Source organism: Cytobacillus firmus (assembly GCF_023612095.1).
GTDB lineage: Bacteria > Bacillota > Bacilli > Bacillales > Cytobacillaceae > Cytobacillus.
In genome coordinates this window covers 2,398,928-2,411,666 of sequence record NZ_CP086235.1, presented here as the reverse complement: position 1 = coordinate 2,411,666, position 12,739 = coordinate 2,398,928, and the positions used below count along the sequence as shown (strand labels likewise).

Genomic DNA, 12,739 nt, shown 5'->3' with positions numbered 1-12,739 from the left:
CTGTGTGTTTTTTCATCTTTTATTATCAGGCTGCTTCAGCCAATGTCTGAGCCCTTTTCCCGCGTGTGGTTCATCATTATATCTGGGTATAACGTGCAGATGGCTGTGCAGAATGGATTGATTGGAAGCTTCACCAACATTCCATCCAAGAGTGTATCCATCGGATGCATACTTTTTATCCAAATAACCCTTGGCTTTTTGAAGAAGTTCATATGTATCCTTCCATTCTTCAGCCGTTAAGTGAAAGGCATCTGAATGATGAGCTTTTGGCACAATGACTCCACAGCCCTCCAAAACGTCCTGTTCTTTATCGTGCTGAAGAAAATAACAGGTCCGATTTTCAAAAATGATATTCTGGTGAGGGTCCTTGTGCGGATAGCAAAAAGGACAATTTTCCTGATGCGTCATTTAATCCTTTCCTTTCCTTACAGGGTAATTGATCAGGAAATTCTCTAAAGCGGTTTTGTGGGAATGCTCATCATAGGCAGAGTTATTGATAATGGTCTTTCGGATTGACAGTTTTTTCAGGATTTCTTCTTCAGCCTGTCTCCTTGCTTGTAAAACCTTTATTGTTCCCTCTTCCCCGCTTAGATGATTCTGCTTTCCATATCCTTGCTGCGTATAATAATTAATAAAGCCCTCAGACCAGCTTTTCGGCCGTTCTTTAATCGCTTTTTTAAAGGAGTAGTCAACGTTATCCTGATTGATATAAATTAGCATCGGATTAAGCTTTTTCACCGAATGTTCCAGCGCTAAAACATAATCCAGTATCTTTGTTTGGGGTGCCCCATATTTTATCATTCCGACTGTAATCGGATTCTGGATAAAACAGCATTCAAAAATATGAACTTTATTGCTGTTTTCAGCTTGCCTGGCGAATCTATCCCACTTTTGAGTGATGAGTCTTATATTTTGCTCCAATGGCAGCTCATAGATATCATGTTTAAATGCTATTTCATAAAATGCATCTGGAATATCTGATCCCAGCTTTTTATAAGGCAGCAAAAATCCATTATCTTCTGAAATGCCTTTCTCTGAAATTTGCTCTCTGAAAGGGCTAAATTCTTCTAATAACAGGTGCCATTCTTCATTAGTAAAGTAAGCGACACTTTCAAAATCTGCCGGGTGGTCGAGATCACCTTCGTAATATACTTCTGCTTCGGTTCCGTTTTGCCTAAGCACATCATAGGCCAATCCTGCCGTAGTTGATTTGCCTGAACCTGGCAGACCTTCGATTAAAATTAATTTTGTATCCATGGATTCACCTTCACAACATTTAGAATTTATATTCTATTGTAAGGCATAAAAAGAAAAACAAACAGTGTTATTTGCTGTTTGTCTTTGGAAGGAAGTTTTATTATGGAAACGGCTTAAATGGACTTATCCAGGCAGGCAATCAGGCGCTTCTCTATATCTGATGCCATTTCTTTAAGGTTCTGACTTTCCATCATGCTCATTAACACACTTGGCCTTGGCAATCCTATCTTTGTTTTTCCGCTTTCTTTATATACAACGATTTTACAGGGGAGAAAATAGCCAACGATTTTATCTTCTTTCAGTACTCTCTCCGCCTCCTGGGGGTTACAAACTTCAAGGACCTTAAATTCTTCATCCAGATGAAAGCCCTTCTCCTCCAGCTTCTCTTTAATATCAAAAGTCCAAAGTACACCAAACTTTTCTTCTTTTAAATGCGTTTCCAATGCTGTAATTGTTTCTTCAATGGATTTCTCTGATTCAACTGTGTAATCAAAATTCATAGCAGTCACCTCTTTTTCATGTCCTTTTTAATATGAACGAACTTCTGTTTTTTTACTATGGAATGCTGGTGAACTGCTAGGAGATATTGATGGCGAGCGTTTCTTGGTTAGACCGGGTTTCATAGCTAAGACACAAGTTTTAACCCAATTGCCGCACTTAATACCATTGCAATAAAGAATATTCGCTTGGCGTCTTTCGGTTCCCCGTACAGGATCATGCCAAGGATTGCTCCACCGGCGGCGCCAATTCCGGTCCAGACGGCATAAGCTGTGCCCATCGGCAGTTCTTTCATGGCCAGAGACAGGAAGAGGAAGCTGGCGCCAAAGCCGCCAATAAGCAGAAGTAAGGACTGCCAGTTTCGATTTTGGTGCCAGCTGTTAATCATGGTGACACCTGTCATTTCAAAAACCCCAGCCAGAATCAGATACAGCCAGCTCATGAATTTTCAGCTCCTTTCGATTTGTCTTCGTTTGTCACCAGCTTTAAACCAAGTACTCCTAATAATAAAACAAGAACAAGAAGGATTTTAGATAATTTCAAAGGCTCTCCGAAAAATATAATTTCAGATAATACTGTTCCGGCAGTCCCCATGCCAACAAAGACAGCATATACAGTCCCCACCGGCAGCACCCTGCCCGCCATGATCATCAGATAAAAACTGACAGCGATGCTTATGATGGTCCCTGCCCATGATAATGGATCATCCGCATGCTTTAAGCCAATGACCCAAAACACTTCAAAAAATGCAGCAATAAATACCTTTAGCCACTGCATGATATCAGCTCCTTTTTAACGAATAATATCTTCTGAAAAAGAAAAAAGCCCGGAAGATATCTGATGATCAGTATCTCCCAGGCTTTTATCCCTCCGTGGCATAGCCATAAAGGCTATGAGTTTTCTCTCGGACCAGTCCAGCATCTGCTGCGGAACCCTAGAAAACCTTTGCTATTTATTTACGGGCATTATAACAAAATAACCCATCACTATCAACAAACATGATCAGCAAGGAAATATTCTTTTTCCCACTTCCGGCAGTCTGCCATTTCATAAAACCCGCCGATATGACTGATTGACGGTGGATACGGACTTTTCCTGATATGCTCTTTTATGCTGTTGAAGGCTATATCGTAGTCGAATTCGAGACAGTGATCAAAATAATGATGAACAATTTCGCTTTTGATCCGGAAAGGCGGATACACTCTTTCAATAAGAACAAAAAGCTTCAGCATTTCTGTTTTGTTCATAAAACCATTCCTTTAGCTAATCTTAATTCAATTATTGCCTGTTTTTCTAAAACAAAACCCCTGCACATTGCAGAGGCTTCATCCTATAGATCCATTTCAAGGACTACCGGGCAATGGTCGCTGCCCATAATGTCGCAATGAATTTGTGAATCTATTATTTTTTCCTGAAGCTTTTCTGACACAATAAAATAATCGATCCGCCAGCCGATATTCCGCTCCCTTACTTTTGCCATATACGACCACCATGTATAGGCACCCTCGGCTTCCGGATATTTATAGCGGAAGGCATCAACAAACCCGGAACCAAGCAAACTGGTCATTCTTTCACGTTCTTCATCGGTAAACCCGGAATTTCCGCGATTGGATTTTGCATTCTTTAAATCTATTTCATTATGGGCCACGTTTAAGTCACCACACATAATAACAGGCTTTATTTCATCCAGCCCGAGCAAATACTCCCGAATCCGCTCTTCCCATTCAAGGCGGTATGGAAGCCGGGCCAGGTCACGCTTTGAGTTTGGCGTATAGACATTCACCAGATAAAAGCCTTCATACTCAAGCGTGAGAATCCTGCCTTCTGGTTCTGTTTCCTCATCGCCCAATCCATAGCGGACAGAGATAGGCTCTTTTTTCGTAAATACAGCTGTACCCGAATATCCTTTTTTAAGCGCATAATTCCAATATTGGTGATAGCCATCCAGGATGAGCTCAATCTGTCCCTCCTGCAATTTGGACTCCTGGATGCAAAAGATGTCTGCATCCACCTCTTTGAAGTAATCTGTGAAGCCTTTTTTCACACAGGCCCTAATGCCATTCACATTCCATGATACGAGTTTCATTGCAATTGTATCTCCTTACGAAAAAATCTGTATGAGTACAACATTACCATGGCTTTTCAATAATTGCATAGTAATAAACACTGAAACTTGAAAGGCAATCGATAATACTGATTTTTTAAAAAAATGCTCAAAATTAATGGACATTTCTCCTTACTGCTTCTTTTAGCTCCCTGGCTGATTTTTCAGGGGAATCCGCCTGGCTGATTGCCGTAATGACTGAAACACCGTCTGCTCCAGCAGCCATAATGGGAGGTGTATTTTTAGAGTTAATTCCGCCAATACCTACCACAGGAATCTGGATAGAAGCAGATCTCAATTCCTTTAAATAAGTAAGACCCTGAACTGCTTTGGCATCTTTCTTTGTGCTTGTCGGATAAATAGGGCCAATGCCGAGGTAATCTGCTCCCTGCCGGATTGCTGCTTCTGCTTCAATCATATTATGAACGGACACGCCAAGGATTTTGCTGCCGATTTTTCTCCTGACCACATCTGCCGGTTCGTCTTCCTGGCCTATATGGACTCCATCTGCATTAATAGTAAGCGCCAATTCAATGTCATCATTGACGATAAAAGGAATGCCGCTCTCGTTGCAGATTGCCTGAAGCCTTTTTGCTAGAGATTCCTTCTCTTTGCCTTGCAGGCATCCTGCACCTTTTTCACGGAATTGAAACAGGGATATGCCCCCATTAATTGCTGATCGGAGAATATCTTCAGGCTCTTGGAAGCAATTTACGCTTCCCATTATTAAATATACTTTAAGCAGCTCACTCATTTCCTCTGAATTAATTCTCATGAACGAAATTCTCCTTTTTCTTCAAATTATAAGCCCAATGATTGGTTGGTCCATGACCGCTGCCAATTCTTAAGTCATGTTCAATTGCTGCCTGGATAAATTGCTTTGCACGATCAACAGCCTGCGGCACAGAAAAGCCTTCAGCGAGTCCGGCTGTAATGGCAGCCGAAAAGGTGCAGCCAGTACCGTGCGTGTTTACTGTTTGTATTCTATTACTCTTGAACTCGGTAAAACTTTCACCGTCAAATAATAGATCGGCAGCCACTTTTCCCTCATCATGGCCGCCCTTAATGATGACATGTCTCGCTCCAAGCCTATGTAGTTCTTTTGCTGCCTTCCGTTTATCTTTCATTGAACGAATATTAGCATCCGTTAAAACCTCCGCCTCGGGTATATTGGGTGTAATCACCATCGAGAGCGGAATTAGATGCTTTTTCATCGCTAAAATGGCTTCAGTCTGAAGAAGACATGCTCCACCTTTTGCTATCATCACCGGATCAATGACGATATTGTTCCATCCGTATTCCGCAATCTCCTTTGAAACCGTCTCGATAATTTCAGCACTAAAGAGCATACCTGACTTGACTGCATCAGGCCTTAAATCCTCTCCAATGGATTGTAATTGTGACGCAACAGCCTCTGCGGTCATGGGATAAACTCCCTGCACTCCCCTGGTGTTTTGTGCCGTTACGGCAGTTAACGCTGACATGCCGAAAACACCGAGTTCCTGAAAGGTTTTTAAATCTGCCTGAATACCAGCACCGCCGCCGCTGTCTGATCCTGCTATGGTTAAAGCTTTGTTCACCTTCATTTTTATTCCCCTCCTACCTGACTAAAAGAGCCGCGCAATTCAACATCTGAGGCTGAGATAGTATATAAGCTATTCAAGAACTCTATTTGGAAAGTGCCCGGGCCCCTGCCATCCGTTTTTTCTGCAGCGATTTCGGCGGCAGAGCCATACACGACCAATGAAGCAGCTGCCGCTTTTACTGGATCCTTTTCAACAGCAGCGAAAGCTCCAATAACAGAAGTCAAAAGGCATCCGGCACCCGTTACTTTCGTTAACAGGGGATGTCCATTGTTAATGGTAAAAGTGGCTCTTCCATCTGAAATGATGTCCTGTTTTCCTGTAATGACGGTGACTGCACCAAGTTTATTTGCTGCTGACTTTGCGAGCTCAGAAGTGTTTCCCTCTGCTTCTCCTGCATCAACGCCCTTAATATTCCATTTCTGTCCTGCTGCATTGGCAATTTCTGCTGCATTTCCTCTTATGATGCTAATATCTAATTCTTCCATTATTCTATTGGCTGTTTCTGTGCGATAGGCTGTCGCGCCGGCACCAACCGGATCAAAGATTACCGGCACCCCATGCTGATTGGCTGATTTTCCTGCGATAAGCATGCTTTTCACTTCTTTTTCAGTCAATGTTCCCATGTTGAGAACCAGTGCCCCGGCAATTTTAGCCATATCACCCGCCTCTTCATGCGCATATGCCATTACAGGTGATGCCCCAATTGCCAGCAGGCCATTGGCAGTGAAATTGGTTACCACCACATTGGTGATATTATGTACTAAAGGATTAAACTCTCTTACTTTTTCCAATAGACTGCTAATCTCTTGAATGTTCACATTCATTCCTCCTCTGCGTTTGCCGCTCAATAGCCTTTGAAAAGAGAACAAAATAAAAACCAGATCCATATAAGGACCTGGCTGAATAATCTATAGAGAATTATGTTTGTTCTCCGAAATTACTACTTTCCTACGCTGGTATGATCCAGATCAGGTCCGAAGGGTAAAAAACAGTCCGGTTTCTTTCTCAGCCCGCGAGCATCGGGCACCCCTAGCAGTAAAACTATTAAGTTGGCTGTTTTTATCTTAGCCTGAATCATGAAATCTGTAAAGCTTGCAATTCTGCCGCTTCCTCTTTAAGGTGTAAGTAAGAATACATAGCTTGGAGGATTCAAATATGGCTGAACACCATTTTCACTTGAAAGCACATTGGCCTGGTCTTCGCAATGATGTTGGGGAAATAGAAACAGGCGGCCTGAGAACACAGGTATCCATTCCACCGGAAATGGACGGTCCCGGAATCGGAACGAATCCGGATGAAATGCTGCTCGGGGCGGCGGCTACTTGTTATATTATTACACTTGCAGCCATGATGGAACGCAGCCGGCTCGATAAAGAGGACCTTACAATGGAGTCGGTAGGAGTTGTTGATGTCACCAAAGGGGTGATTACTTACAAAAAAATTATTCATCACCCAGTTATTGTGCTTAAATCAGACGCTGATGATAAGGACCATACTCTTGCACATAAGCTTGTCCAAAAAGCAGAAGCATCCTGTATGATCTCAAGGGCGATTAAAGGAAATGTGGAAGTGGAAGTACAGGAAACCATTCGTAAAAATCAAACACCGGCCTGATAGCCGGTGTTTTGGTTTAAGTTATAGAGCCCATTTGCGGATGGCCAGTGCAACACCGGCTTCATCATTTGTTCCTGTCACAGCATCGGCTGTCTCTTTAACAATGTCCTGTGCATTGCCCATCGCTATTCCCCAGCCTGATTCTTTAATCATGGCAATATCGTTCAAGCTGTCTCCCATCGCCATTACATTTTCCATTGAAATACCAAGGAGGTCGGTTACTTTTAGGATACCTTTGGCTTTGTTGATGCCTAAAGCATTGACTTCTATATTGGTTAAGCTGGAATTAGTAATTTCCAGGTTGCCTTTAGACTGAAGCTCTTTATGAATCAGCTCCCTGATCGCATCATCTGAAATATCAAATCCAAATTTAAGCCATTCATGATCATGGATATTTTCCGGCATTTCGTTCATCCACACGCGCTCGCAGCTGGTTGCCCAGAAATTGGTCTTGTGTGTCTTAGACAGATTCCACATCCATTCCATTACTTTAGAATCCACTGGAGCTCTTAAAATGGATTCACCACCAGGTCCAAATATTTCGCTGCCATTTACCGTGATCAAATAAGAATTTAATTTTAGAGAATCAGCATGATCGCCTGCCGTTAACCTGGATCTGCCGGTGCTCAAAATGACTTCGATTCCTTTCTCCTTTGCTTCTTTTATAGCTGCACGGTTCTCTTCAGGAATTTCCCCTTTGGAGTTCAGTAATGTTCCATCCATATCAAGGGCGATTAATTTGATCTGCGGGGGAATTTTTGCTTCTTTCATAGTCCTCTTCCTTTCTTCAATTAACACAATAAAGCCATTATATAGGTAAGTCCGCTTTCCTTCAAAGAAGGCGCATTTTAGATGAATATTTTTTTGTGAAATGGAAATACCTGTATGTATTAAATGTAAAAGGTGATGTTACTATGTATCTTGCACTTGTAATCATCGTATGGATATTGTTCGCTTACCGCTTTATTGACTGGTCGCAGTGGAAAAAGCAATATCCTACTGTCTTATTTTTTATTGCGATCAACCTGACCTACAATATGCTCTATTTTAATCATACACTGTGGGCTTTTAGAGGTATTACGGCTGAATGGCTAAATCATTCGATTATTAACTTAGCTTTCACATTTTTTATTACTCCTATGGCTCTGATTATTTACCTGCAGCGCTACCCTGACAATAAAAAACAGGGATACATTTACTCTGCTATATGGATTGGCTTTTTTACCATTATTCAATCACTGTTTGCCCACAAAGGAATGTATGTGTACGATAACGGCTGGAACAGCTGGCATAACATTTGGCTGAATATCGCTCTATTTGCTGTATTGCGAATCCACTATCGAAGACCTGCGGTTGCCATGCTGATTTCCCTGCCTGCTGCGGTGGTATTCTACTTATTTTTTCCGTTTCCATTGGACAGCCTAAAATAAATGCATACATAAAGCGAGGTGTACTGGAATGATCATTCAGAACGACTTGTCTGTGTCCTTATTTTTGCTCCTTCTGTTCTTAACCTATGCATTGATGTGGTTTTATTTAATTAGGAAAAAAATCAATAAATAATTTAGGGCAGACTAATTGGTTAGAGCTTCCCATCAGTTAGTTTATGTTAGTTTTGTATAGGATTGGTCGAGGCTCTCCACATGGAGCACCTCGACACTGTGTATTCTTCTTTTCTGCCTGCCAGCAACTGTTCAATTAGTTTTTATTAATTTGAGATGTTGCGTTTTTCTCCTTAACCTTTTTTCTGATTTCAGCAATTAGCCAAGTAAAAGGAGGAATTGTGAAGGAGATCAAAGCAGTCAGAGGATAATATTTAGATATGTAATCAGAAATAAAATGATTATAATTTTTAATACCGAAAACAGTGAATAACACAACTACTATTACAGAAGCAAAGTGTACCCCCCATTTACCTTTATCTTTGAACCAGGGCTCAAAGCTTTTTCCAATCGAACTGTGCAGGACAGAAATACGGATGATCCCGCCAAATACAATTACGATAATTCCATAAACATCAAAACGTTCCACAAATCCGAAAGAAACAAGTCTCACGATACTTTGTGCAGGATATTCAAGTGTTCTAACTAACTGCTCCCCAAAAACAGCCAATGTACCTGTTACTGTTCCAACAAACATAATTGCAATCAAAAGGACTAAAAGGCTGTTTGTATACAGCAAGGATTTCGAACTTTCATATTGCTTTCTCAACTGTACCATTAACAGTAAGGTCATTTCCCCATATAGGCCAACAGTTAAAATAATGGCATCAAAGAGAGGAAATAGGCCTTCTTCAAAAATAGGCAGCAAGTTATTAAAATCCTTTTCTCCAAAAGTGCTTATAGCTATTGCAAAACCAGTAATAACGATGAATGGCAGGATAGCTTCGCTAATTCTTGTAATATTCTCAATGCCTACGAATAAAGCATAAAGAACGATCAGGTAAAATGCAGTACCGATTACCCACCTTGGTGTCTCAGGCAGAAAAATCACCTGTACAAAGTCTACAATTCCAAAAAAAGTTATGATTGTTAAATATAAAAAATAAACAGCAAAAGGCAGTATCATAATCTTTCCGGCTATTTTGCCAAAGGTTTGCACAAGCATCCCGTCTAATGTGGATTTAGGATAAATCATATGCAGCCGAAAGATAGTAAACCCCAAAAAAAACCCGAAAGGCATGGCTAGGAGGATGGCCACCCATGCCTCATGGCCGGCCATGGAAAAGATTGTCGGCAATAAAAGAAAGTGGCCAGTAACGGGCAAAATCATGGACAGAAGAAAGACGGATTGCCGATATGAAACAACTTCCACATTATCTTCCTCCTTCATAATTTACTAAACCGTTTGCAGGCAACTCTGTATTGACTTTTACGACTACTTTTAATGAGGGATATATTTCCTCCCAATTTTCCTTATGATGTTTCCAATAGTCTTTTTCATTCCTGCGAATGATTTCAGCAAAATCAAAGGTATTTGCCTTTAATTCTTTTTGAATTTTATCCACAGAATCTTCAACTTCTTTTTTTATAGCATTTTTGTAAAGCTGATTGATTTTTTTAATATCATCTTTCGCTAATCTGACAGCTTTTGAGGTTTCACCAATAAATCCGGTCTCTTGAATTGATATCTCTATAACTGGCTGTCCGTCTTTCAAAAAATTATTAATAGTTGTCTTTGAGTCTTTAACTTCGATGGATACGTTAACGGTTTCTTCTTCAGATAAAGGCACATGAATAACCTGAATCCCCCCTTCTAACTCTCCCTGTACTCTTAGCATTCCCCTTGTTTCAACTCCATTTAGCTCTCCCACCAACTTATCTCCTTTAAAAATTGCTGTACCCTCATTCTTAAAATCATTATCTATCTTATGAATGATTGGCATATAAGGGTCTTGATAGGGATCAATTAAACGTTGGTAAAAATTATGCAATTCCACATAAGGGGCTTTTGATAATGCTTTTTGCTCGACAAGAGAGTTTTTCATCTCTCTAGCTGGAATATCATATAATTCGGTATTTAAGATTTCTAAAATTTCTTTAGCATTTCCTTCCGCTAAGAAAACAGACATGTTAAACCGAGGTTCATGATCACGTAAAAAGAAATCAAAAGCAGAAGTCACTCCATCTTCGGCAACAGCCTTTCCAATAATGAGCGAATCAATATGTTGATGGATTTCCTTCTTTTTTGCTTCACTGATCATATTCCTGACTGCTTCAAAAACAGTTTCTCCATGAGTAGTATGGACAATGGCAGAAATGGGGAGATCACTTTTAGAACCTGGTTTAATCGTTTGGGCAGTGACATCAAATCCCGAGTCGATTCCTTTATCAACTCCTATACCCGACATAATTCCCACATCCCTCAATTCTTTACTCCCCCAGCATCCACTCAGCATTACTAACATAAAAAGGAGAAGTAATAGAGCCGAATATTTCATTACTCTTCTCCCCCTTCTTGCTTTTTGCCCGATTTTGGTTTGTTGCCATTCGCCGTACGCAGATCATTCAGAGTGTGTAAGGCTTCTGGACGGTGATTCAATTTCCAAAATGGCGCTCTGATTAAAAAATCTTTCCAGTCTGACCACATAATAGGGAACCACGGCGACATGTATGGCACGCCAAAGGAGCGCAAAGAAGCAACATGAAGCAGAGAAAAGGTAAGAGCAAGCATAACCCCATAAATCCCTAAAATTCCAGCAGCAAATAAAAAAGCGAATCGGATCAAAGCGATTGCATCATTCAACGGGGTTATAATGAAGCTGGTAATCGCTGAAATTGCAACAATGATGACCGTGGGAGCACCAACAAATCCTGCATTCACAGCAGATTCTCCCAAAACCAATGCCCCGACAATGGAAACAGCTTGTCCTATATGCCTTGGCATACGTATACCAGCTTCACGCAGCCATTCGAAACTAATCATCATAAGAAATACTTCAATAAAAAGCGGGAAAGGAACACCCTGCCTTGATGCCGATAGACTGATCAATAATTCAGTAGGGAATGTTTCTTTATGAAAATTTTGAAACGCCACATAAACGGCAGGGGCTAACGTAGATGCCAAAAAGCCAATAAGCCTTAACATTCTTATGAATGATGTATAGTAGGGCCTTGAATAATAATCTTCAGCTGCCTGGAATGATTCCATCATTAAATATGGAACAATTAATACAGTGGAAGTACCGTCTACTAAAATGGCAATTCTTCCTTCCAAAATTCTCGCAGATACAACATCCGGCCTCTCAGTATTGGATATGGTAGGAAAGGGAGAATAAGGTGCGTCTTCAATGAATTCTTCAATATACCCCGATTCCAATATGGCATCAGTATTTATTTTTCTGAGCCTATTTTTTACTTCCTCTAATAAATCAGGATTCACTAAATGGTTAATATATGCAATTGCCACGTCTGTTTGTGACAAGGTACCCATCGTCATTTGTTCTATGATTAGGTTCTGGTTATGAATCTTTCGTCTAAGCATGGCTGTATTGGTTCTTAAGGTTTCAACAAATCCTTCTCTAGGTCCCCTAACAACGGTTTCTGTTACAGGCTCCTGTATGCCTCTCATTTCCCATGTTCTCGAACCCAAAATATATACATACTCCATCCCGTCAATTAACAGTAAGGGATCCCCTTTTAATAATTGAGATACACTTTTTTTCATCGTTCTCTCTGTTGAAATGTCGGATATGCTTAGCAGATCCTGCTCTATGGTCTCAAGCCTTTGTAAAATAGGAAGATCCCCTGTTTCAAGTTCCATTAAAGGCTTGATAATGTTCTCGTGTATGGCAGTTTTGTCATATAATCCATCTATTCCAACTAGAAAAGCATCTGCTTTCTGCTGCCGACCAATAGTAAAACGCCTAAAAACAACATCAGAATTTTTCTCAAAAAGCTCGGAAATATAGGTAATATTCTCACTTAATTTCTTAGATACCATCCGGTCAGAAACACTAAAATCCTTTTTGCGGTCTAGTTTGGAATATTCAATTTTGCGTTTAATCCATCGCAGCATAGTGTCCCCCTTCTGTACCGTTAAATTATGGTAACCTTATCCTTTGATCAAACGATGGGTTTTATACTTGGATATATAATTTACCCAGCGATTTTTTAGCTCTTACTCCCTTGCTTAAAAAAGGAGATAAATAGGTGTAAAAAATGCTCCGGATTTGTTATTT

Annotated in this window: 16 protein-coding genes and 2 riboswitches; of the genes, 2 read left to right on the top strand and 14 right to left on the bottom strand. The window is 40.6% G+C overall.

Features of this window, described 5'->3' with window-relative positions:
• Positions 1-12: 12 nt before the first annotated feature.
• The 10 genes from LLY41_RS12230 to thiM all read right to left on the bottom strand — a co-directional run bounded on the left by LLY41_RS12230 (position 13) and on the right by thiM (position 6,263).
• The gene (locus tag LLY41_RS12230; RefSeq protein ID WP_095242889.1) at positions 13-408 is read right to left on the bottom strand and encodes an HIT family protein; all 396 of its coding nucleotides are present in this window, start codon (positions 406-408) and stop codon (positions 13-15) included.
• On the bottom strand, positions 409-1,257 hold the full coding sequence (locus tag LLY41_RS12225; protein WP_095242890.1) for a P-loop NTPase family protein: 849 nt from the start codon (positions 1,255-1,257) through the stop codon (positions 409-411). It abuts the gene before it with no gap.
• Between the two features lie 113 nt (positions 1,258-1,370).
• Positions 1,371-1,757, bottom strand: a complete 387-nt coding sequence (locus LLY41_RS12220) for a DUF302 domain-containing protein (RefSeq protein ID WP_095242891.1) — start codon at positions 1,755-1,757, stop codon at positions 1,371-1,373.
• Between the two features lie 125 nt (positions 1,758-1,882).
• Complete coding sequence (locus tag LLY41_RS12215; protein WP_095242892.1) at positions 1,883-2,197, bottom strand: DMT family transporter; 315 nt, start codon at positions 2,195-2,197, stop codon at positions 1,883-1,885.
• Positions 2,194-2,532 (bottom strand): DMT family transporter, encoded by a 339-nt coding sequence (locus tag LLY41_RS12210; protein ID WP_095242893.1) that lies wholly within the window; start codon positions 2,530-2,532, stop codon positions 2,194-2,196. The genes LLY41_RS12215 and LLY41_RS12210 overlap by 4 nt, the downstream gene beginning before the upstream one ends.
• A gap of 72 nt (positions 2,533-2,604) precedes the next feature.
• Positions 2,605-2,704, bottom strand: a riboswitch (guanidine-I (ykkC/yxkD leader).
• A 40-nt stretch (positions 2,705-2,744) separates the two neighbouring features.
• A complete protein-coding gene (locus tag LLY41_RS12205; RefSeq protein WP_095242894.1) occupies positions 2,745-3,002 on the bottom strand; it encodes a replicative helicase loader/inhibitor in 258 nt (85 codons plus the stop codon).
• Between the two features lie 83 nt (positions 3,003-3,085).
• Positions 3,086-3,841, bottom strand: a complete 756-nt coding sequence (locus LLY41_RS12200; protein WP_095242895.1) for an exodeoxyribonuclease III — start codon at positions 3,839-3,841, stop codon at positions 3,086-3,088.
• A gap of 133 nt (positions 3,842-3,974) precedes the next feature.
• Positions 3,975-4,634 (bottom strand): thiamine phosphate synthase, encoded by a 660-nt coding sequence (gene thiE / locus LLY41_RS12195; RefSeq protein ID WP_304585478.1) that lies wholly within the window; start codon positions 4,632-4,634, stop codon positions 3,975-3,977.
• Positions 4,624-5,445 (bottom strand): bifunctional hydroxymethylpyrimidine kinase/phosphomethylpyrimidine kinase, encoded by an 822-nt coding sequence (gene thiD, locus LLY41_RS12190; RefSeq protein WP_095242897.1) that lies wholly within the window; start codon positions 5,443-5,445, stop codon positions 4,624-4,626. Before thiD ends, thiE begins: the two co-directional genes overlap by 11 nt.
• A 2-nt stretch (positions 5,446-5,447) precedes the next feature.
• A complete protein-coding gene (gene thiM, locus LLY41_RS12185) occupies positions 5,448-6,263 on the bottom strand; it encodes a hydroxyethylthiazole kinase (protein WP_095242898.1) in 816 nt (271 codons plus the stop codon).
• Positions 6,264-6,373: 110 nt separating this feature from the next.
• Positions 6,374-6,486, bottom strand: a riboswitch (TPP riboswitch).
• A gap of 114 nt (positions 6,487-6,600) precedes the next feature.
• Here thiM and LLY41_RS12180 point away from each other — a divergent pair.
• Positions 6,601-7,059, top strand: a complete 459-nt coding sequence (locus tag LLY41_RS12180) for an OsmC family protein (protein ID WP_095242899.1) — start codon at positions 6,601-6,603, stop codon at positions 7,057-7,059.
• 21 nt (positions 7,060-7,080) lie between these two features.
• Here the strand turns inward: LLY41_RS12180 and LLY41_RS12175 are convergent, their stop codons facing one another.
• Positions 7,081-7,830, bottom strand: coding sequence for a Cof-type HAD-IIB family hydrolase (locus LLY41_RS12175; RefSeq protein ID WP_095242900.1), 750 nt, complete (start codon positions 7,828-7,830; stop codon positions 7,081-7,083).
• Between the two features lie 143 nt (positions 7,831-7,973).
• Between LLY41_RS12175 and LLY41_RS12170 the strand changes: the two genes are divergently transcribed.
• On the top strand, positions 7,974-8,489 hold the full coding sequence (locus LLY41_RS12170; protein WP_095242901.1) for a CBO0543 family protein: 516 nt from the start codon (positions 7,974-7,976) through the stop codon (positions 8,487-8,489).
• A gap of 268 nt (positions 8,490-8,757) precedes the next feature.
• Here the strand turns inward: LLY41_RS12170 and LLY41_RS12165 are convergent, their stop codons facing one another.
• Genes LLY41_RS12165 through LLY41_RS12155 form a run of 3 tightly spaced genes read right to left on the bottom strand, consistent with a single transcriptional unit; the run spans position 8,758 to position 12,576 of the window.
• Entirely contained in the window at positions 8,758-9,873 is a 1,116-nt protein-coding gene (locus LLY41_RS12165; protein WP_304585477.1) for a GerAB/ArcD/ProY family transporter, read from the bottom strand.
• A 1-nt stretch (position 9,874) separates the two neighbouring features.
• Positions 9,875-10,999: a Ger(x)C family spore germination protein gene (locus LLY41_RS12160; protein ID WP_095242903.1), complete on the bottom strand. Its 1,125-nt coding sequence runs from the start codon at positions 10,997-10,999 to the stop codon at positions 9,875-9,877.
• Positions 10,999-12,576, bottom strand: coding sequence for a spore germination protein (locus tag LLY41_RS12155; protein ID WP_095242904.1), 1,578 nt, complete (start codon positions 12,574-12,576; stop codon positions 10,999-11,001). The genes LLY41_RS12160 and LLY41_RS12155 overlap by 1 nt, the downstream gene beginning before the upstream one ends.
• Between the last annotated feature and the right edge of the window lie 163 nt (positions 12,577-12,739).

Coding starts and splice junctions, on each gene's coding strand:
- LLY41_RS12230 (WP_095242889.1), bottom strand. CDS start 408: ATGACGCATCAGGAAAATTGTCCTTTTTGCTATCCGCACAAGGACCCT.
- LLY41_RS12225 (WP_095242890.1), bottom strand. CDS start 1,257: ATGGATACAAAATTAATTTTAATCGAAGGTCTGCCAGGTTCAGGCAAA.
- LLY41_RS12220 (WP_095242891.1), bottom strand. CDS start 1,757: ATGAATTTTGATTACACAGTTGAATCAGAGAAATCCATTGAAGAAACA.
- LLY41_RS12215 (WP_095242892.1), bottom strand. CDS start 2,197: ATGAGCTGGCTGTATCTGATTCTGGCTGGGGTTTTTGAAATGACAGGT.
- LLY41_RS12210 (WP_095242893.1), bottom strand. CDS start 2,532: ATGCAGTGGCTAAAGGTATTTATTGCTGCATTTTTTGAAGTGTTTTGG.
- LLY41_RS12205 (WP_095242894.1), bottom strand. CDS start 3,002: ATGAACAAAACAGAAATGCTGAAGCTTTTTGTTCTTATTGAAAGAGTG.
- LLY41_RS12200 (WP_095242895.1), bottom strand. CDS start 3,841: ATGAAACTCGTATCATGGAATGTGAATGGCATTAGGGCCTGTGTGAAA.
- thiE (WP_304585478.1), bottom strand. CDS start 4,634: ATGAGAATTAATTCAGAGGAAATGAGTGAGCTGCTTAAAGTATATTTA.
- thiD (WP_095242897.1), bottom strand. CDS start 5,445: ATGAAGGTGAACAAAGCTTTAACCATAGCAGGATCAGACAGCGGCGGC.
- LLY41_RS12180 (WP_095242899.1), top strand. CDS start 6,601: ATGGCTGAACACCATTTTCACTTGAAAGCACATTGGCCTGGTCTTCGC.
- LLY41_RS12175 (WP_095242900.1), bottom strand. CDS start 7,830: ATGAAAGAAGCAAAAATTCCCCCGCAGATCAAATTAATCGCCCTTGAT.
- LLY41_RS12170 (WP_095242901.1), top strand. CDS start 7,974: ATGTATCTTGCACTTGTAATCATCGTATGGATATTGTTCGCTTACCGC.
- LLY41_RS12160 (WP_095242903.1), bottom strand. CDS start 10,999: ATGAAATATTCGGCTCTATTACTTCTCCTTTTTATGTTAGTAATGCTG.
- LLY41_RS12155 (WP_095242904.1), bottom strand. CDS start 12,576: ATGCTGCGATGGATTAAACGCAAAATTGAATATTCCAAACTAGACCGC.